Source organism: Streptomyces sp. MS06, assembly GCF_047200655.1.
In the GTDB taxonomy this organism is placed as follows: Bacteria; Actinomycetota; Actinomycetes; order Streptomycetales; family Streptomycetaceae; genus Streptomyces.
Genome location: NZ_JBJZOJ010000071.1, coordinates 1 through 18,630 on the forward strand (window position 1 = coordinate 1; position 18,630 = coordinate 18,630).

At 73.8% G+C, this 18,630-nt stretch carries 19 protein-coding genes; 9 read left to right on the forward strand and 10 right to left on the reverse strand.

Annotated features, from left to right (window positions below):
- The 5 genes from ACL02U_RS28365 to ACL02U_RS28385 all read right to left on the reverse strand — a co-directional run.
- The coding region (locus ACL02U_RS28365; protein WP_412793828.1) for a GntR family transcriptional regulator at positions 1-783 on the reverse strand (783 nt) is incomplete at its 3' end.
- 130 nt (positions 784-913) lie between these two features.
- Positions 914-2,083: a serine hydrolase domain-containing protein gene (locus ACL02U_RS28370; RefSeq protein WP_412793829.1), complete on the reverse strand. Its 1,170-nt coding sequence runs from the start codon at positions 2,081-2,083 to the stop codon at positions 914-916.
- A gap of 192 nt (positions 2,084-2,275) precedes the next feature.
- Positions 2,276-3,244 (reverse strand): acetylxylan esterase, encoded by a 969-nt coding sequence (locus ACL02U_RS28375; RefSeq protein WP_412793830.1) that lies wholly within the window; start codon positions 3,242-3,244, stop codon positions 2,276-2,278.
- 159 nt (positions 3,245-3,403) lie between these two features.
- Entirely contained in the window at positions 3,404-4,168 is a 765-nt protein-coding gene (locus ACL02U_RS28380; RefSeq protein ID WP_412793831.1) for a ferredoxin reductase, read from the reverse strand.
- Positions 4,161-4,766, reverse strand: a complete 606-nt coding sequence (locus ACL02U_RS28385; RefSeq protein WP_412793832.1) for a sulfite oxidase-like oxidoreductase — start codon at positions 4,764-4,766, stop codon at positions 4,161-4,163. Before ACL02U_RS28385 ends, ACL02U_RS28380 begins: the two co-directional genes overlap by 8 nt.
- A 495-nt stretch (positions 4,767-5,261) precedes the next feature.
- Between ACL02U_RS28385 and ACL02U_RS28390 the strand changes: the two genes are divergently transcribed.
- Entirely contained in the window at positions 5,262-6,053 is a 792-nt protein-coding gene (locus ACL02U_RS28390; protein WP_412793833.1) for a putative protein N(5)-glutamine methyltransferase, read from the forward strand.
- A gap of 9 nt (positions 6,054-6,062) precedes the next feature.
- Here the strand turns inward: ACL02U_RS28390 and ACL02U_RS28395 are convergent, their stop codons facing one another.
- Entirely contained in the window at positions 6,063-6,809 is a 747-nt protein-coding gene (locus ACL02U_RS28395; protein WP_412793834.1) for a hypothetical protein, read from the reverse strand.
- A gap of 340 nt (positions 6,810-7,149) precedes the next feature.
- Between ACL02U_RS28395 and ACL02U_RS28400 the strand changes: the two genes are divergently transcribed.
- From ACL02U_RS28400 to ACL02U_RS28415, 4 genes are all read left to right on the forward strand, one after another.
- The gene (locus tag ACL02U_RS28400; RefSeq protein ID WP_412793835.1) at positions 7,150-8,034 is read left to right on the forward strand and encodes a hypothetical protein; all 885 of its coding nucleotides are present in this window, start codon (positions 7,150-7,152) and stop codon (positions 8,032-8,034) included.
- A 256-nt stretch (positions 8,035-8,290) separates the two neighbouring features.
- On the forward strand, positions 8,291-8,659 hold the full coding sequence (locus ACL02U_RS28405; RefSeq protein ID WP_412793836.1) for a hypothetical protein: 369 nt from the start codon (positions 8,291-8,293) through the stop codon (positions 8,657-8,659).
- Between the two features lie 131 nt (positions 8,660-8,790).
- Entirely contained in the window at positions 8,791-10,806 is a 2,016-nt protein-coding gene (locus tag ACL02U_RS28410) for an FAD-dependent oxidoreductase (RefSeq protein ID WP_412793837.1), read from the forward strand.
- A gap of 187 nt (positions 10,807-10,993) precedes the next feature.
- Positions 10,994-11,596 carry a PadR family transcriptional regulator gene (locus ACL02U_RS28415; protein WP_412793838.1) on the forward strand — a complete coding sequence of 201 codons (603 nt, stop codon included), beginning with the start codon at positions 10,994-10,996 and terminating at the stop codon, positions 11,594-11,596.
- Here the strand turns inward: ACL02U_RS28415 and ACL02U_RS28420 are convergent.
- Positions 11,544-12,086, reverse strand: coding sequence for a hypothetical protein (locus tag ACL02U_RS28420; protein WP_412793839.1), 543 nt, complete (start codon positions 12,084-12,086; stop codon positions 11,544-11,546). The two genes, ACL02U_RS28415 and ACL02U_RS28420, sit on opposite strands and share 53 nt — an antisense overlap.
- Before the next feature lie 696 nt (positions 12,087-12,782).
- Here ACL02U_RS28420 and ACL02U_RS28425 point away from each other — a divergent pair.
- Positions 12,783-13,487, forward strand: a complete 705-nt coding sequence (locus ACL02U_RS28425) for a glycoside hydrolase family 75 protein (protein ID WP_412793840.1) — start codon at positions 12,783-12,785, stop codon at positions 13,485-13,487.
- A gap of 196 nt (positions 13,488-13,683) precedes the next feature.
- Here the strand turns inward: ACL02U_RS28425 and ACL02U_RS28430 are convergent, their stop codons facing one another.
- The 3 genes from ACL02U_RS28430 to dhaK form a co-directional block, all read right to left on the reverse strand.
- A complete protein-coding gene (locus tag ACL02U_RS28430) occupies positions 13,684-14,094 on the reverse strand; it encodes a PTS-dependent dihydroxyacetone kinase phosphotransferase subunit DhaM (RefSeq protein ID WP_412793841.1) in 411 nt (136 codons plus the stop codon).
- A complete protein-coding gene (dhaL, locus tag ACL02U_RS28435; protein WP_412793842.1) occupies positions 14,087-14,686 on the reverse strand; it encodes a dihydroxyacetone kinase subunit DhaL in 600 nt (199 codons plus the stop codon). The genes ACL02U_RS28430 and dhaL overlap by 8 nt, the downstream gene beginning before the upstream one ends.
- Before the next feature lie 243 nt (positions 14,687-14,929).
- The gene (dhaK, locus tag ACL02U_RS28440; protein ID WP_412793843.1) at positions 14,930-15,922 is read right to left on the reverse strand and encodes a dihydroxyacetone kinase subunit DhaK; all 993 of its coding nucleotides are present in this window, start codon (positions 15,920-15,922) and stop codon (positions 14,930-14,932) included.
- 375 nt (positions 15,923-16,297) lie between these two features.
- On the opposite strand from dhaK, the gene ACL02U_RS28445 reads away from it, so the two are divergent.
- Genes ACL02U_RS28445 through ACL02U_RS28455 form a run of 3 tightly spaced genes read left to right on the forward strand, consistent with a single transcriptional unit; the run spans position 16,298 to position 18,589 of the window.
- Complete coding sequence (locus tag ACL02U_RS28445; RefSeq protein WP_412793844.1) at positions 16,298-17,026, forward strand: FadR/GntR family transcriptional regulator; 729 nt, start codon at positions 16,298-16,300, stop codon at positions 17,024-17,026.
- Positions 17,023-17,856, forward strand: a complete 834-nt coding sequence (locus tag ACL02U_RS28450; protein WP_412793845.1) for a sterol desaturase family protein — start codon at positions 17,023-17,025, stop codon at positions 17,854-17,856. The genes ACL02U_RS28445 and ACL02U_RS28450 overlap by 4 nt, the downstream gene beginning before the upstream one ends.
- 1 nt (position 17,857) lies before the next feature.
- On the forward strand, positions 17,858-18,589 hold the full coding sequence (locus ACL02U_RS28455; protein WP_412793846.1) for a lysoplasmalogenase: 732 nt from the start codon (positions 17,858-17,860) through the stop codon (positions 18,587-18,589).
- Positions 18,590-18,630 lie beyond the last annotated feature (41 nt).

Consider the following 18,630-nt stretch of genomic DNA (forward strand, 5'->3'; position numbering starts at 1 on the left):
GGACGCGGAGGGCAGGACGAACTCGTAGACCAGCGGGTCCCGCCTGATGTCCACCACCAGGTCGGTGATCTCCAGCGGTCGTGCGTACTGGTCGTGCACGCGCCGCGTCACCCGCATCGAGAACGCGTCGTCGAGGCCGGCGATCGCGTCCCGGTGATGCAGCGTCAGTCCGGCCCGGCGCATCCAGTCGTAGACCCGGCGCAACTCCGCGGAGCAGGTCCCGTCGGCGCGGTCCCGGTAACGTGCCAGCTCCGCCACCTCGGAGAGCGCCACGGCCGAGAAGGACGTGACGGCCGTACGCCGGTGCCGGCCGTCGGCGGTGGTGGACTCGTAGCGGTGGACCAGGGTGGGCCGGTGCGGGGCGAGGCCGAGCGCCTCGGCGTGCCCCGGCGGCGGTTCCTGCCAGGTGACGGTGGACCGGTCGAAGGCCCCCGGGTGCGCGGTGCGGGCACCTACCGGGAAGACCGGGGCGGACGCCTGACCGGACGGCCCGGGCAGGGCGGCGTGGCTGCCGCGTCGGTCGGTGGCGACCAGACCGTGCCGGCGCAGTACCCCCAGCGCCTGCCGCACGGTCTCCCGGCTGACGCCGAAGTGGTCGGCCAGCTGGCGTTCGCCCGGGAGGCGTTCGCCCGGCGGGATGACGCCGTCGTCGAGTTCGCGGAGCAGCCGCCTGGCGATCCGCCAGTACAGGGGCTGGCCGTCGGTCGGCTGGGCGGCGGGGGAGGGCTGGACGAGGGCGTTCCCGCCGGCGTCCGGGTGGTCGTGCGGGGTGGTGCGGTCCATACCGCGCCTCCTGTTGGTGACGTGCCGTGTTCATGCGGGTTCGGTGCGCCACCAGATCTAGCATTGGTCTAAACCAGCCGGGAAGAGCGGTCCGTCGGTTCGTCCGAAACCGGACGGCCCGCCCTCCCTCTCAGAGGGCGCTGTAGAGGGCGTCCACCAGGGCCCGCTTGCGGGGCTCGTCGGCGACACGAGGCCCCATGCGGTTCATCACGTAGCCCAGCGACACCCCCGCCTCCGGGTCGGCGAGGCCGCAGGAGCCGCCGAAGCCGTCATGTCCGAAAGCACGCGGGTTGGGACCGTAGGAGCCGTTGGGGCCGCTGAGCCACACGCCCAGACCGAGTTCGGTGTCGTGCGGGAACCCCGCTCCCAGCACCAGGTCCCGGCAGCTCCCCTGGCCCTCGCGCACCCGTTCGGCGGCCTCCGGGGAGAGCACGCGGCGGCCGTCGCCGGACCCGAGTCCGCCGAGGATCCCGTAGAGGGCGGCGACCGCACGGGCCGTTCCGTGCCCGTTCGCCGCCGGGATCTCCACGGCCCGCCACGCTTCCGTGTTGGCCTCGGCGGCGCCCACCAGCGGATTCGCCAGGGATGCGAGCCTCGCGGTCGGAAGTCGGGCGGAACTCGCCGCCCGGTCCTCGGGCGGCGCCGCCCGAGGGTGCACCAGCTCGGCGGCGCGCCCGGCCTCCGTGGCGGGCAGCCCGATGGAGAAGTCGATGCCGAGCGGGCCGGTCACCTCCTGTCGCAGGAACGCGCCGGGCAGCAGTCCCGACACCCGCCGGACCACCTCGCCGACCAGGAATCCGTAGGTCAGCGCGTGGTAGCCGGACCGCGTCCCCGGCTCCCACCACGGCGCGGTGGCCGCCAGCCGCCGGGTCGTCACCTCCCAGTCGTACAACTGCTCCAGGGAGTGCGGTTCACGCAGGCCCGCCAGTCCGGCGCGGTGCGACAGCAGGTGCCGCACCAGGACCTTCTCCTTGCCGGCGGCGGCGAACTCGGGCCAGTACTCCGCCACCGGCGCGTCCAGGTCGAGGAGCCCGCGGTCGGACAGCAGGTGCGCGCACAGCGCGACCGGGCCCTTGGACGTCGACCACACGTTGACCAGCGTGTCACGCCCCCAGGGGCGCCTGCCCGCCTCGTCCGCCCAGCCGCCCCACAGGTCCACCACCCGTACGCCGTCCACCGTCACCGCGACGGCGGCACCCAGTTCGCGCCGTTCCCGGAAGTTCTCCTCGAACGCCGCGCGCACCGCCGCGAAGCGGGCGTCGCAGTGGCCGTGAACGGGTGCTGCGTCGTGCGTGGACATGGGCCCTCCGTCGTCGCGACCCGGGGCGCGGCGGTGCGCCTCGGGCAACCCGAACGTACCGACTGGTCGGACTGGGGGGAAGGGAGTAGTTCCGGCCGCTTCGGGCACCGCGCACGGCTGTGACGACCGCCGGCTGTGACGACCGCCGGCCGTGCGGCCCGTGCCCCCCTGCGGCCCGTGCCCCTGCGGGGCTCAGCAGCGGGCGCGCAGCCAGCGCATCTGCGCCGCCTCGTGGAAGGAGCCGCCGCCCTCGTGGTCGTTGAAGTCGTACACCTCGATCGCCTTGTCCTCGTGCGCCCAGGCGTTGAACGCCGCGAACACGGAGGACGGCGGGCAGGTCTGGTCCTCCAGCGCGGTGGAGAACAGGGCCGGGGCCCGGCCGCGGGCGGCGAAGTGCGTGCCGTCGAAGTAGGAGAGCGTGCGCAGGACGTCCTCGGTGCGGCCGCGGTGCGTCTTCAGGTACAGGCCGACCTCGCGGTACGGGTGGCGGTCGGTGAGCGTCGTCGCCCGCGGGAAGTCGCACAGGAACGGCACGTCCGGAGCGACCGCCAGCAGATCCGGCACCAGGCCGCCCACGGCGAGGGTGATGCCGCCGCCCTGGCTGACGCCCAGCGCCACGGTCCGGGCGGCGTCGGTCAGCGGATGGGAGCGGGCCGCCTCGACGGCGCGCACGGCGTCCGTGAAGACCCGCCGGTAGTAGTAGTCCTCCGGGGCGTCGATGCCCCGGGTCATGAAACCGGGATAGGACGGCCCGCCGCCCACCGGGTCGGCGGTGCCCCCGCCACCGCCCCAGCCGCTGCCCTGGCCGCGGGTGTCCATGACGAAGTGCGCCCGGCCGGTGGACGCCCACAGCAGGTGCTCGTGCGGGAGCCCCCGCCCGCCGCCGTAGCCGACGAACTCCACCACCAGCGGCAGCGGCTCCGTCGCCGTCGCGGGCAGGGTGAGCCAGCCTTTCACCGGGTGGCCGCCGAAACCGGCGAAGGTGACGTCGTACACCGCCACCGTGGACAGCCCGGTGTCGACCGGCTCGAAGCGGGCGTCGAGAGCGTGCGCGCGGGCCTCCTGGAGCGTCTTGGACCAGAACGCGTCGAAGTCCTCCGGCTCCACGGACGCGCTGCGGTACCCGCGCAGCTCCTCGAGCGGAAGGTCGAACAGGGCCATGCGGGACCGCCTCCGGGGTTCGAGTACAGGGAACGTCCGATGATCACACCGTACGTGGGGGTGGGGGCGCTTTCCAGGGCCCCGGCCGAGCGGCACGGTGCGGTGGACGGTGGGCCGGGCGGGTCGGACGTCGTGGTGAACGGGGGTTCGGACGCCGTGTCAGCCGAAGCGTTCGATCCTGATGCGGTCCGCCGGCTGCCCGGCCGCCGCCAGCAGCCGGGCCGCGTGCTCGGCGAAGGCGTTGGAGCCGCACACGTACGCCTCCCAGCCGCCGGCCGGGCACTCGGCCAGCAGCGGGGCCAGATGGGCCGCGGACAGCCGGCCCACCGGCGTGCCGGGCGGTGCGCTGCGGGTGAACACGGGTGTCGTCTCCGCCCCGTACTCCCGGGCGTAGATCAGATCCTCCGGGCTGCGCGCGGACACCAGCAGCCGCAGCGGCACCGCCGACCCCAGAGCCCGGTGGTGGCGGAGCATCGACATCAGCGGCACGACCCCGGACCCGGCGCCGAGCAGCAGCGCGGGCCGGTCCCCGGGCCAGGCGAAGAAGCCGCTGACCGGGCCGCGCACCTCCAGCCGGTCCCCGGGCCGGGCGACGGAGTGGAACCAGCCGGACACCTCCCCGCCCTCCACACGGTCCAGGGTCAGTTCGATGTGCCCCGAGCCGTCGGGCGCGGACGCGATCGAGTAGTGCCGCTGGGCCGTGTACCCGTCGGCGGCCCGCAGCCGGAGCAGCAGGTGCTGGCCGGGCAGGTGCCCCGGCCAGTCCGGGACCGCGAGCCGGAAGGTGCGGGCGCGGGGGGTCTCGCGGCGGATTCCGGTGATCGTGGCCGTCTGCCAGCGGGAGGCCGCGGGCGTGTCCACGGCGATCCGGCCGGGCACCGCGAACCGGGTCGGGGGAGTGAAGCGCTCGGTCTGCTCAGTCACCGGAGTACCGCTGCTCCTCCCAGGGATTGCCGCGCGGGTGGTAGCCGTTGCGCTCCCAGAAGCCCGGCTCGTCGTGGTCGAGGATCCTCAGGCCCGCGATCCACTTGACGCTCTTCCAGAAGTACAGGTGCGGGACGAGCAGCCGCGCCGGGCCGCCGTGCTCGGGGGCCAGCGGCTCTCCGTCGCAGGTGAAGGCCAACCAGGCGCGCCCGCCGGTCAGGTCGGTCAGCGGGAGGTTCGCGGTGTACCCGGTGTGCGCGTAGACCACGGCGTGGGTGGCGGCGGCCTCGGGACGGGCCGCGTCCAGGAAGGCGTCCAGGGAGACACCGCCGAACCGGGTCCCGAACCTCGACCAGCCGGTCACGCAGTGGATGTCGCCCGTGTAGTCCGAGGCGGGCAGCGCACCCGACTGCGCGCGGTCCCAGGTGCGCGGGTGCTCGACCAGCCCGTCCACCCGGAAGGACCAGTCGGCGGGCGAGAGGTCCGGGGTGACCTCGGCGGACAGCACGGGCCAGTCCTCGCCCGCGTCGTACTGGCCGGGTGGCAGCCCGGGACGCGGAGTGCGGGCGCGGCCGGTGAAGCCGCGGGTGACATTCATGGGAAAACCGTACGGTGTCGTGGCGCGGGGAGTGCGGCGAGAGGCCCGTCGGCGCTTCGGACGAGGGCGGCCGCGGAGCGGCCACCACGCGTCCCGGCGGACCGGGCACCCGGTGGATCGCTCCGGGCACCCGGCGGACGGATCGGATCCACCGGCGACGCGTGTCGTCCCGCGCGGCTTCGAGCGCGCCTTCTCGTGCGGCTTCCGGGCGGCTTCCAAGGGTCCTCCGGTGCGGCTTCCGGCGGGTCCTCCGGTGCGGCTTCAGGCGCGGCGGGGAGGACCGTCGGGGTCCGGTCGCTCCGCTTCTGATCGTTTCGGGTAGTGTGCCGTTCGGCTGAGGACGGCCCCAGCCCGCCGGTTCCGAGGAGGTGAGACCCATCCCCGCACTGTCAGGACGGGTGCTCCCCACCGGCCGCGGCGCGGATCGCGGCGGTCTCTGAAACCGCTGCGACCGCGGGAGCGCCCCCACGGCCACCGAAAGGCTTCCCGGCTCCCATGCCCGCATCCTCGTTCTCCCCCGACTTCGTCTCCCGTACCGTCTCCGCGCTCCGCGCCGCCGGCTGCGTCTTCGCCGAGGAGGAGGCGGCACTGATCCTCGCCGCCGCCCGCACTCCCGCGGAGGCCGCCGCCATGGTGGACCGCCGGACCGCCGGGCTTCCCCTCGAACACGTCCTCGGCCGGGCCGAGTTCCACGGACTGTCGGTCGCCGTCGACGCCGGCGTGTTCGTGCCGCGCCGGCGCACCGAGTTCCTCGTCGACCAGGCTCTGGCCCGCTCACCGCGGGCCCGTGTGGTGGTCGACCTGTGCTGCGGTTCGGGAGCCGTCGGCGCGGCGCTGGCCGCCGCACTCGGCCGCGTGGACCTGCACTGCGCCGACATCGACCCGGCCGCCGTGCGCTGTGCCCGCCGCAACGTCGCCGAGTACGGGGGGCTTGTGCACGCGGGAGACCTGTTCGAGGCCCTCCCGGCCGGACTGTGCGGCCGTGTCGACCTGCTCGCCGCGAACGTGCCCTACGTGCCCACCGGGGAGGTCCCCCTGCTGCCCGCGGAGGCCCGGGACCACGAGCCGACGGTGGCGCTGGACGGCGGACCCGACGGTCTGGACGTGCTGCGCCGGGTCGCCGCCGCCGCTCCCCGCTGGCTCGCGCCCGGCGGCCGTGTGCTCGTCGAGACGAGCGAACGCCAGGCACCCGGGGCCGCCGAGGTGTTCAGCACGGCCGGGCTGAACGCCGAACTGGCCGTCTCGGCCGAACTGCACGCCACCGTGGTCGTGGGCACCCGCCGCTGAGCGGCGACCTCAGGTCGTGGCCCCGCCGGAGGACGGCGCCGGGGACGCCGTGCTCCCGCCGCCACCGTGTGGTCCGCGGAACCGGAAGCCCTCGTGCCGGTCGTGCGGGCCCCGGTCCTCCGGCGCGCGGCCCTTCGGCCCGGCGTGCCTCCCGCCGTCGTGGTCCGCATCACCGGTCAGGACAAGGGTGGCCGTCCTGGTCCCGTCGTCGGCGCGGGTGCCGACCAGGAGCACCGCCTCGGCCCGGGGCAGCGCGTCGGCGCCGGAGCGGTCGGTGCCCTTTCCGCCGCCGCGTACGGGGGTGTCCGCGGCCACCGTCCACGTCCAGGACGTGCCGTCGTCGCTGCGCACGGTGACCTGGTCACCGGCCACCTTCGTCACCGTGCCGCGCTGCCAGGTGCGTACCACCCAGGCACCGCTGTCGCGGTCCCTGACCGTCGCCTCGCCGTGCACACCCGCGCCGGGTCCGAGCCACCGCCCGGGGTGGCCGTGCCGCGCCCCGGGGCCGTCCGGGGAGGTCGAGGCCGACGGGGACGCGGTCGTGGCGCCGGCGCCGGAGCCGTCCGAGGCCGCGTAGGCGGCCGTGCCGCCCACGGCCAGCACGGCGACGGTGGCCGCCAGAACCACGCGGCCGCGCCGGTGCCGCCGCCCGCGCGGACGGGCGTCGCCGGTCTGCGGAAGGCCGGAGCCGGTGAGCAGGTCCCGGTCGGGCTCGGCCTGCTGCCCGCTGCTGTGTTCCCGGTCCGGTTCGCGCATCACGGCTCACTCTCCTCGGCTTTCGGACACGGCGTCCGGCATGCACCTGTAGCTGTGATTGTCCGAGACGGCCGGTAAGGAAGGGGTAACGGCATCCTGTGAATCGGGGGCGCTGTACGCCCGTGCTGTTCCCGCCCCGGCTCCGCTGCGTCCCCTCCTTCTCCTCCTCGCACGACCGTGTCCAGGACCGGGGAGCGCGGACCGGGGAGCGGGGGCGCGGGCGGAGTGCGCGGCCCGGCCGGTCATCCGAAGGACCGGCGGAGTTTCCAATTTTGCTCTGTACATGACTAGTTGACCACGCAAGACTGTGCGCCGACCCCACCTCCCGAGGAGTCCGCTCATGCCCGTGCGCACCGTCCGGCAACGTTGTCGAGCTGCTCTGACCGGCCTCGTCGCCCTCGCGGCGACCGCCGTGGTCACCCTCTGCACCGCCCCGTCCGCCGCAGCCGCCGGCACCTGGACCGAGATCGGCTCGGACCGTGCCGACCCGCTGACCGAGAGCCAGGGCCTGACCTCGGTCGAGGTGCCGTCCGGCAGCCCCAACCGCTATACCGGCATCGGCACCATTCCGTTCGGCGTCCTCGTCCGCGGCTGGAACCACGTCGGCGATCCGGACGCCACCCGTGACGGCTACTACGTCGAGCCCTACCAGCGCGACTCGGGCGCGATGAAGATGTACCGGGTGCAGGCCCCCGACGGGACCTGGTCGGAGTACCTGCACGCGCTCGGACCCGGCGAGGCGCGCAACAACTCCTGGGTCGCGATCTCCCCGGACGGCCAGTGGATGCTGTCGGGGGAGTGGGGCACCATGAACCGCCTGCTCGTCTTCCCCACTCCCGCCGTCAACCCGGCCACCTCGCCCTCGGCCGATCTCCCGCAGGCCGCCACCGTCCACCTCGACCACGCGGTCCGCGACGTCCAGGGCTGCGACTTCGTCGACGCCACCCGGCTGCTGTGCTCCTCCGACGACCCGGAGGGATCGCTGTTCGGGATGACCAAACCGCTGCTGCAGATCGACCTGTCGGCCGCGCCGAGCGGCGCCGCGGACGTCACCGGCCATGTCACCGCCCTGCGCCGGCTCCCCCTGCGCAGCAGTTGCTCGGGGAGCTTCGAGACGGAGGGCGTCGACTTCGACCGTCGCACCGGCACCCTTCGCGTGATCGTGATGTCGCCCGGATTCTGCGTGCTCACCGACAGCATGACCTACCGCTTCACCCGCGCCTGACGCTGCCCGGCCGGCCCGGTTCCGCCGCCGGCCGGCCCCGTCCGTCCCTGCCCGTCACTGTCCGACCTGGTTCGTTGCAGTTCGTCACTTTCCGTTCCGACCGGTCCCCTCCCGTTCGCGCCCGGCCGGCCGTCCCCGTTCACCCGCGCGGCCGCCGGTGGCCCCCACCGGCGGCCGGTGCTTTTCTGGGGTGTGGGCCCCCGGCCCTGCGGGGAAACCGCTCGGCCGCGGCGCGGTCACGAGAGGAGCGATCACGATGGACACCGAGCGAGCCCACCCGCACACCGTCTCCGTGGAGATCAGCGACTGCAGCAAGGAGGACGCCCGGATCGTGTTCGACACCCTCTGCGGGTGCTTCGAGTCCGACCGGTGCGCCGAGGACGTCCCGGAACAGTTGGCGGAGGGGCGTCCGATGGTGTGGCTGGGCACCTTCGACGTGGAGGACGCCCACGAGGGTGCGCGCCCCGTGCCGCTGCACGCCTCGGTCACGGCCGACGCCCAGGGCGGCTACTGGGCGATCGACCGCTTCCGCACCACCCTGGACTCCCTGTTCAGCGTGCACGACCTGGCCACGGCCTCCGGCGACCAGGAGCGCGAGCTGCACGTCCGGTTGGCGCGCAGGTAGCACGGTGGCGTTTCGGCGGCCCGCGCGGCCGTACGGCGTGACGGCTGCCACCTTGTTGTGCAACTAGTTGCACAACAAGGTCCGGGTCCTCTACAACCGAGGGTGACGACCACCCGCGCACGGAGGGCCCCATGAGCCGTTACCCCCACCTGCTGAGCCCGCTGGACCTGGGCTTCACCACGCTGCCCAACCGCGTACTGATGGGCTCCATGCACGTCGGGCTGGAGGAGGCGGAGGGCGGCTTCGCGCGCATGGCGGCCTTCTACGCCGAACGCGCCCGCGGGGGAGTGGGGCTCATCGTCACCGGCGGCATCGCCCCCAACGACGAGGGCCGGCCGTACGACGGCGGTGCCAAGCTCACCACCGAGGCGGAGGCCGCACAGCACCGTCCGATCACCGAAGCGGTGCACCGCGAGGGCGGGCGGATCGCGATGCAGTTGCTGCACTTCGGCCGGTACGCCTACCACCCCGAACTGGTCGCCCCGAGCCCCCTCCAGGCGCCCATCAGCCCCTTCGCCCCGAGGGAACTGTCCGACGCCGACGTCGAGCGCACCATCGACGACTACGCCCGCGCCGCCCGCCTGGCCCGGCAGGCCGGATACGACGGTGTCGAGATCATGGGCTCCGAGGGCTACCTGATCAACGAGTTCATCGCCGCGCGGACGAACCACCGCACCGACCGCTGGGGCGGTTCGTACGAGAACCGCATCCGCTTCCCGGTCGAGATCGTGCGCCGCGTACGGGAGGCGGTCGGCGAGGACTTCATCCTGATCTACCGGCTGTCCATGCTCGACCTGGTGCCCGGCGGCTCCTCCCTCGACGAGGTGGTCACCCTGGCCAAGGCCGTGCAGGCGGCCGGCGCCACGATCATCAACACCGGCATCGGCTGGCACGAGGCCCGCATCCCCACCATCGCCACCTCCGTGCCGCGCGGCGCCTACACCTGGGTGACGAAGAAGCTCATGGGCGAGGTCTCCGTCCCGCTCGTCACCACCAACCGCATCAACACACCCGACCTGGCCGAGCAACTGCTCGCCGACGGCTGCGCCGACATGGTCTCCATGGCCCGTCCGATGCTCGCCGACCCGGACTTCGTCAACAAGGCCGCCGCCGGTGCACCGGACGCCATCAACACCTGCATCGGCTGCAACCAGGCCTGCCTCGACCACACCTTCAGCGGCCGCATCACCTCCTGCCTGGTCAACCCCCGCGCCTGCCACGAGACCGAGCTGGTGCTGTCACCGACGCGCAGGCGCAAGCGCGTGGCCGTCGTCGGCGCCGGACCGGCCGGCCTCGCCTGCGCCGTCAGCGCGGCCGAACGCGGCCACCAGGTCACCCTGTTCGATGCCGCGAGCGAGGTCGGAGGGCAGCTCAACGTCGCCCGCCGGGTCCCCGGCAAGCAGGAGTTCGACGAAACGCTGCGCTACTTCCGCCACCGGCTCGACGCGCACGCCGTCGAGGTGCGCCTGAACACCCGGGTGGCCGCGGCCGACCTGGGCGACTACGACGAGGTCGTCGTCGCCACCGGTGTCACTCCGCGCACCCCCGACATCCCCGGGGTGGACCACCCCCGGGTCCTCGGCTACCTCGACGTGCTCCGCGACGGCGCGCCCGTCGGCGACCGCGTCGCGATCCTCGGCGCCGGCGGCATCGGATTCGACGTCGCCGAGTACCTCACCGACGGCGGGGACAAGGCGAGCGAGGACCCGGCGACGTACTTCCGGCACTGGGGCGTCGACCTGGACTACCGTTCGCCCGGCGGACTCACCGAGCCCCGCCGCCCCGCCCCGCCCCGCACGGTCCACCTGCTCCAGCGCAAGACCAGCAAGGTCGGTGCGAACCTCGGCAAGACCACCGGCTGGATCCACCGCACCGAACTCAGGCACCGCGGCGTGACCATGGTTCCCGGTGTCCGCTACGACCGGATCGACGACGCCGGACTGCACCTCACCGTCGACGGGGAGAGCACCGTCCTGGAGGTCGACACGATCGTGCTGTGCACCGGACAGGAGCCGCGCCGCGACCTGTACGAGGAGCTGACCGCGGCCGGCCGCAGCGCGCACCTGATCGGCGGCGCCGACGTCGCGGCCGAGCTGGACGCCAAGCGCGCCATCAAGCAGGGCACGGAAGTGGCGGCGGCCTTGTGACACCCCGCACTGCGGTATCCGGCACTCCGGTATCCGACGCATCGGCGCCGGGCGAGCCGGCCGGAACCTGCTGAGGGGCCTTCGGGTGTCGCCGGGCGGCCGGAGCGTGACGGTCCCGCAACGGCCGCGGTGGACGCGGTGCCGCGGAGTGCGCCGCGGTTCCGGGCTTGTTCCTAGGATGGCCTCCATGTCACTCCCGCACGCGATCCTCACCGCCCTGCTGGAAAGGCCGTCGTCGGGACTGGAGCTGACCCGCCGGTTCGACAAGTCGATCGGCTACTTCTGGTCCGCGACGCACCAGCAGATCTACCGGGAACTGGGGCGGCTGGAACGCGCGGGGTACATCCGGGCCCTGCCCACGGAGCAGCCGGCCCGCGGACAGAAGAAGAGCTACGAGGTGCTGCCCGCAGGCCGTGCCGAGCTGGGGCGCTGGTCCGCCGCGCCCCAGGACCCCAAGCCGCTGCGCGACACGCTGCTCCTGCGGCTGCGCGCAGCCGCGGTGGTCGGCACCGGGGGACTGGAGGCGGATCTGCGCCGTCACCTCGACCTGCACCGGCGCCAACTTGCCGAGTACCTGGAGATCGAGGAGCGCGACTTCCCGCCCGGGACCGACGGCCCGCAGGACAGGCTGCACCACCTCATCCTGCGGGCAGGCATCGACCTGGAGACCTTCTGGACGCAGTGGCTCACCCACGCACTCGAGGAGTTCGCCGCGCTGCCGGAGCCGGACGACCAGGTCACAGACGATGCGGCTTCGAGCGGCGGCGCAGATACCAGGCCGTCGCGATGACTCCGCCGCCCACCAGAGCGGCGCCTGCCGCCATCGTGACCGGTCCGTAGTCCCGGACCGCGCCGCCGAGACCGCCCATGACCCCGCGCGAGGGGGACGCGGACGCGGAGACCGTCGGTGTGGGCGCGGCAGAGACGATCACCGACTGGGTGCCCGCCGTGCTGCCGTTCGAGCACACGACGATGACCGTGTAGGTACCGGGGCTCACGTCCGACCAGGCGGCCGACTGGCTCACCCCGGTCCCGGACAGCGACACCTGGCGGCCCTGGGCGAAGTTCGACTCACTGCTGGTCAGCAGCGAGGCGTTGCCCCAGGTGCCGTTCACCTGGGTGCACGCGCTGGTCACCACCGAGACCGTGGTGCCGGTGGTGCTCACGGAGATACCAGAGCCCTGGGCGGCGGCCGGCCCCGCGGCGGTCAGAGCGAGCGGGAGCGCGGCGGCGGCTGCCGCGGTCAGGCCTGAGCGGGCGAGCATACGGGAGTTGGGCATGGTGTGTCCTCCGGCGGCACGGTTGGCGGTACATCCCTTGCGCCGCCGAGGATCGGGTACGCCCGTGCTGCCTCAAGGGAAGCCAATGCGCTTCCCGAGCGCCGCGCACGCGGACCGCGCCCGGGCAGGTGACGTGCTCCCGCATCCGGATGACCGAGCACGGCGGCGGGCCTGGACGGAGGACGGGGACGGAGGACGGAGCGGGGCGGAGCACGGGGGAGGAGGGCGGAACAGGAGACGGAGAGAGAAGCGGCAGGAAACAGAAGGAGAGGCCGGCGGAACCGGGCAGTGCGGCGGGCCGGGCCGGAGGACCGGCACCGAGCGGGCGCGGCGCCGCTTCGCACAGTGGCCCCACGCCGGTGGACATCGTGCGGGGAAGTGGGGCGGCCGATGGCCACAGCGCGCAGGCGGTACGTATGCTGAACCCTCTTACGGCCGAACACTGCGAGAAATAACGGTAGTTCGTGCCCGTGGCGCGGACCGCTGTCGTCGCTGTCGCCGCGCCGATGCGGGTGGCCGGGAGGCCGGGGCCGGAGGCAGGCCCGGCCCCCGGCCCCTGTCGGACCGTCAGGCGCGGTGCTCCGTACGGCGGTATCCCCTGCGCCGTACGGCCCCCCAGGGCTGGCCTCGTGGCCGGACCGGGCTCAGATTGGGCTGGGTGTGCCCGTCCTGTCCCCTACGAGAGGGTTTCCCATCGTGCGTCTTCCGTCGCTGATGCTGGCCGCGGTCGGCCTCGCTCTGCTGGCTCCCTCGGCGTCCCAGGCCGCAGCCCCCCGCGTTCCCACCGAGCTGCTGGAGAAGCGGGTCGCGCAGAAGGACGATGTCAGCGCCGCCGACCTGCTCGCCAGGGTCCGCACCTGCCACCCCGTCTCCGCGGGCCGCTACCGCACCGACGCCGGGGCGGACCGCACGGTGCCGGTGTGCGGCACGTCCGAGGCGGTGTTCTGGACCGCCGACATGGACATCGACTGCGACGGCCGCGCCGGAGCCAAGTGCAACCGCCGCACCGATCCGCTGTTCTCCGGCAGCACCGCCTACCCCCAGTCGGACGGCCGCCCGCTGAGCGCCGAGGAAGTCCCGTACATCGTGGTGCCCGCACCGAGCGGCATCTGGGACTACCGGGAGCACGGGGTGCACGGCGGCTCCGTCGCGGCCGTCGTCCACGACGGCCGCGTACGGTACGCCGTCGTCGGCGACACAGGTCCGCGCGACGTCATCGGGGAGGCCTCCTACGCCACGGCCGAGGCACTGGGCATCCGCGCCGACCCGCGTGGCGGCGGAGCGGCCTCCGACGTCACGTACATCGTCTTCAAGGACGCCCGGGTCCGGCCGATCGAGGACCGCGCGGCCGCTGAGACGCTGGGCAGGCGACTCTCGCGGCGGTTCGTGGACGGCGGCTGAGCCACACCGCTCGACGGGTCCCCGGCACGAACGCGTCCGCCGCCACCCGGGGAACAGCCGACGCACCCCGTCGGGGACGGCGGAGCCGCCCGGGCCGCCGGAGCTGCCGGGCCCGCCGGGCCGCCGGATCCCCCGGTCCCGGCGGCCCGGCGGCTCCGAGCGGGACCGAGCGGGACCGCCGGGCTCCGGCTCCGTATCAGGCCTTGCGGTACTCGTACGCCTCCGCGGCCGCCGCCTGCACCGCGTCCAGATCGGCTCCCGCGCTCGCGGTGACGACGGCGGCCACCGCGCCCTCGAGGAACGGCGCGTCCAGCAGGCGGGTGGGGGAGGGCAACTCGTCGCCGTCCGCCAGCAACGTCTTCACCGTCAGCACGGCGCTGCCCAGGTCGGTGAGAACGGCCACCCCGGCACCGCGGTCCACCGAGGCGGCAGCGGCGGCGATCAGCTCCGCACTCGTGCCGAGCCCCCCGTCCTCCGTCCCGCCCGCCGGCGCGACGGGCACCTCCGCGCCACCACCCGCCAACGACTGCGCCAGTTCCGCCACCGAGGCGGCCACCTGAGCGCTGTGCGACACCAGTACGATCCCGACCGGCTTCCCGTCACTCACCGGAGGCCTCCACGAGCGCGGCGACCAGCAGGGCGGAGGAGGTGGCACCCGGGTCCTGGTGACCGATGCTCCGCTCGCCGAGATAGCTGGCCCGCCCCTTGCGGGCCTGCAGCGGCGTGGTCGCCAGCGCCCCCTCCTCCGCCGCTGCCGCCGCCGAGGCGAAACCCCCGCCGAGCGCGTCCACGGCCGGAACCAGCGCGTCGACCATCGTCTTGTCGCCGGGTGCGGCACCGCCCAACGCCATCACCGCGTCCACACCGGCCCGCAGCGCCTTCGCGAACTGCTCGTCATCCACCTCGGCCGCGTCGCCGAGCGTCTTGCCGGCACGCCGGAGCAGCGTCCCGTACAGCGGGCCCGACGCGCCGCCCACCTTCGAGATGAGCTGCTTGCCCGCGAGTACCAGCACCGCGCCCGGAGCGTCGGGGGCCTCCTCCTCCAGTGCGGCCGTCACGGCGGCGAAGCCGCGCCGGAGGTTGCTGCCGTGGTCGGCGTCCCCGATCGGTGAGTCGAGGGCGGTGAGCCGGTCGGCCTCGCGGTCGACGGACGCTGCCGTCGCCGACATCCAACGGCGGAAGAACTTTGCGTCGAGCACGGAAACTCCTTGCGTGGTCGGTAGATGCAGGAAGTAGATGCAGGAAACAGACGGCCCGGGAGCGCACGCCTGACGCGCCGGGCGCCGCCCGGGCGGCGGCGTGCCGCACCGGCCCGCGGTACCCGTGCCGGTCGCCGCCGACGGCCCGCCGCGGCGTCCGGCGACGGCGGAACCGTGCAGGTGACGGCCGCCGACCCCGGACCGCACGCCGGTCGGGGCCGCTGCCGGGCCGTTCGCTGCGGGTCACATGCCCCAGCGCAGCCCCGGGGTCCGTACGGGCGCGTCCCACAACCGCAGCAGCTCCCCGTCGACCTGGCACAGCGTCACCGAGGCGCCCGCCATGTCGAGGGAGGTGACGTAGTTGCCGACGAGCGTGCGGGCCACGGACACGCCCCGCTCGGTCAGCACGCGCTGCACCTCGGCGTTGAAGCCGTACAGCTCCAGCAGCGGCGTCGCCCCCATACCGTTGACCAGGAGGAGGACGGGATTGCGGGGACTGATGTCCTCCAGGATCGCGTTCACCGTCACGTCCGCGATCTCGCCCGAGGTCATCATCGGCCGCCGCTCGCGCCCCGGCTCGCCGTGGATGCCGATGCCCAACTCCAGGTCACCCGCGGGAAGATCGAAGGTGGGGCTCCCCTTTGCCGGGGTGGTGCAGGCGCTCAGTGCGACACCGAAACTGCGGGAACTCTCGTTGACCTGCCGGGCGATCGCCTCCACCCGCTCCAGCGGCTGCCCCTCGTCGGCCGCCGCGCCCGCGATCTTCTCCACGAAGAGGGTGGCGCCGGTCCCGCGGCGTCCGGCCGTGTACAGGCTGTCCGTGACCGCCACGTCGTCGTCGACCAGCACCTTGGCGACCTGGATGCCCTCGTCCTCGGCCAACTCCGCCGCCATGTCGAAGTTGAGGACGTCGCCGGTGTAGTTCTTCACCACGAACAGCACCCCGGCGCCGCTGTCCACGGCCGCCGCCGCGCGCACCATCTGGTCCGGCACGGGGGAGGTGAACACCTCACCGGGACAGGCGGCCGACAGCATGCCCGGTCCCACGAACCCGCCGTGCAGCGGCTCGTGTCCCGACCCGCCGCCGGACACCAGGGCCACCTTGCCGGCAACCGGGGCGTCCCGTCGCACGATCACCCGGTTCTCCACGTCCACGGTCAGCTCCGGATGAGCGGCGGCCAGCCCGCGCAGCGCGTCCGCCACGACGGTCTCCGGGACGTTGATGAGCATCTTCATGGATATCTCCTCATGAGCCTGGTAGGGGTGGTTCCGACCTGCTGCACGGAGTGGAGGACGCGGGACGGCCGTGACGCTCCTACCCGAAGTATCGGCCCTACGGCAACGAAGGTCACGTTGCCCGCCGACTTCCCCCCCCACAACCCCGGGCCGGCCACCGGGCCGCCCCTCGCCCGCTGCCCCTGCGCCTGCCCGACGAGCACCGACCCCGGGATGCCCGTCACTCACGCACTGTGTCGGGTCCCGAGGCGGGCAACTGCTCCCCGCACCCGCGGGGACGGTCCCGGATCCCGGTGACGCCGGAGGACGCCCGGTTCCCGGGAAATCTGGTCCAACCAGTTGACCAGTGCTGTCGCAGGGCCCAGGCTGTGCGCCATGACAGAGCAGCGCATCCGGCGTGAGGCGGTCTCCGACCAGCTGTTCACGCTGCTCCGGGACCGCATCCTGGGCGGGACGCTCGAAGCCGGCGCCCCGCTGACCGCCGAACGGGAACTCGCCGCCGAGTTCGGGGTGAACCGCCATGCCGTCCGGGAGGCGGTCAAGCGGCTTCAGCAGGCCAGGCTGGTGGAGGTGAGCCAGGGTGGACGCACCCGGGTCCTCGACTGGCGACGGACCGCCGGACTCGACCTCGCGGTGCAGGTCGCCCACAGCGAGCGCCTGCCCTCCTCCTACGACCTGCGGCGGGACGTGTTGGAGATGCGGGCCTCCATCGGCGCGGACGCGGCGCGGCTCTGCGCCGTCCGCTGCTCCCGCGAGGCCGCCGCGGAGATCGTCTCGGCCGCCGAGGCCTACGCGGGCCGGGGGCCCGACCTCGCCGAACTCGGTGCGGCGGACGTCGCCTGGTGGCGTCTGATCGTCGAGGGCTCCGGCAACATCGCCTACCTCCTCGCCTTCAACACCCTCGTCGACGGCGGCATGACGGCCGGGGAGGTGCCGGCGGAACTCCGCGCGACCGAACTGCTGGACGTCTCGGCCCACACAAGACTGGCCGCGCTCATCGCCGCACGTGACGGGCAGGGGGCCGAGGGCGCGGCGCGCGCCCTGCTGGCCCGCAGTGCGCCCGCGGTCGGGGCGGCCCCGGAACACCAAGGAGATCCCGCATGATCCCCGCCGTCGTCTACGCGATACCGGCCTTCCTGCTCCTGGTGGCCGTCGAGGCGCTGTCGTACCGCTTCCTGCCGGACGAGGAGGAGCGCGGCTACGAGGCCCGCGACACCGCCACCAGCATGTCGATGGGTGCGGGCAGCCAGGTCGTCGGGCTGCCGTGGAAGGCGTTCGCGGTCGTCGCCTACGCGGCGCTCTACAGCCTGGCGCCCTGGCGGCTCTCCCCGGGCTCGGTGTGGACCTGGGTGCTGCTGTTCTTCGCGGACGACCTCGCCTACTACGCCTTCCACCGCGCGCACCACCGGGTCCGGCTGCTGTGGGCGAGCCACGTGGTGCACCACTCCAGCGTGCGGTTCAACCTGTCCACCGCGCTCCGGCAGAGCTGGACGCCGATGACGACCCTGCCGTTCTGGCTGCCGCTCGCGCTGTGCGGTCTCCCGCCGTGGATGATCCTGCTCCAGCAGTCGGTCAGCCTCGTCTACCAGTTCTTCCTGCACACCGAGCGGGTCGACAGGTTGTGGCGGCCGATCGAGGCGGTCCTCAACACGCCCTCCCACCACCGGGTGCACCACGGCTCCAACAACGCCTACCTGGACCGCAACTACGGCGGCATCCTCATCGTGTGGGACCGGATCTTCGGGACCTTCGAACCCGAGGGGGAGCGGGCGGTGTACGGCCTGACCAAGAACATCGACACCTACAACCCGCTGCGGGTCGCCTTCCACGAGTACGCCGCCGCGTGGCGCGACGTGCGCGGCGCCACCCGCTGGCGGGACCGCACCGGCTACCTGTTCGGCCCGCCCGGCTGGACGCCGAAGGGGGACTGCTGACATGCGGATCCCGGTCATCGCCTACGCGGCGGCGGCAGCGGTGGACCTGCTGGCCGTCGCGGCGCACCTGCCCGTCCTCGAATGGGTCGCCAAACCGCTGCTCGCGCCGCTGCTCGCGGTGTACCTGTGGCGGGCGACCGGCACGCGGCACGGCGTCGTCATCGCCGGGCTCGGCCTGGCGGCAGCCGGTGACACGGCCCTGATGCTGTCCGGTCCGGTCGCGTTCGCGGCCGGTACGGCGTGCTTCCTCGGCATGCAGCTCTGCTACCTTGCCGCGTTCTTCGCCGGCGGGGCGGTGGAGCGCCTCCGGTCCCGGCCGGCGGTCAGCGCCGGCTTCCTCTCGGTGTGGGCCGTCGCCAACGTCGCCCTGGCACCCGCACTGGGGCCGCTGATGACCCCGCTGGTCGCCGTCTACAGCCTGGCCCTGGTGCTCATGGCCGCCACCGCGGGCGTACGGGGGCCGGGAGCGGCCCGGGGCGGAGTCCTCTTCGTGGTTTCCGACCTGATGGTCGGACTGGGTGCGGCCGGCGTCGGGTTCACCGGCCGGACCGTGGCGGTGATGCTCACCTACGTCGCGGCGCAGTTCCTGATCGTGGACGCGTTCGCGCGGCCCTGCCGCGGAGGGTACGCCCGGGAAGCCGCCGGGCCCGCGCGCCGTGGCGGGGCGGCGGAGGAGGGTCCGCCGGTACGTCCGGCGGGCGCCGCCCCGGAGCCGTACACCGGCGGCCCGTAGGCCGCCGGCGGCGGGTGCGCGGGCGTCGGCGGGGCGCGGCG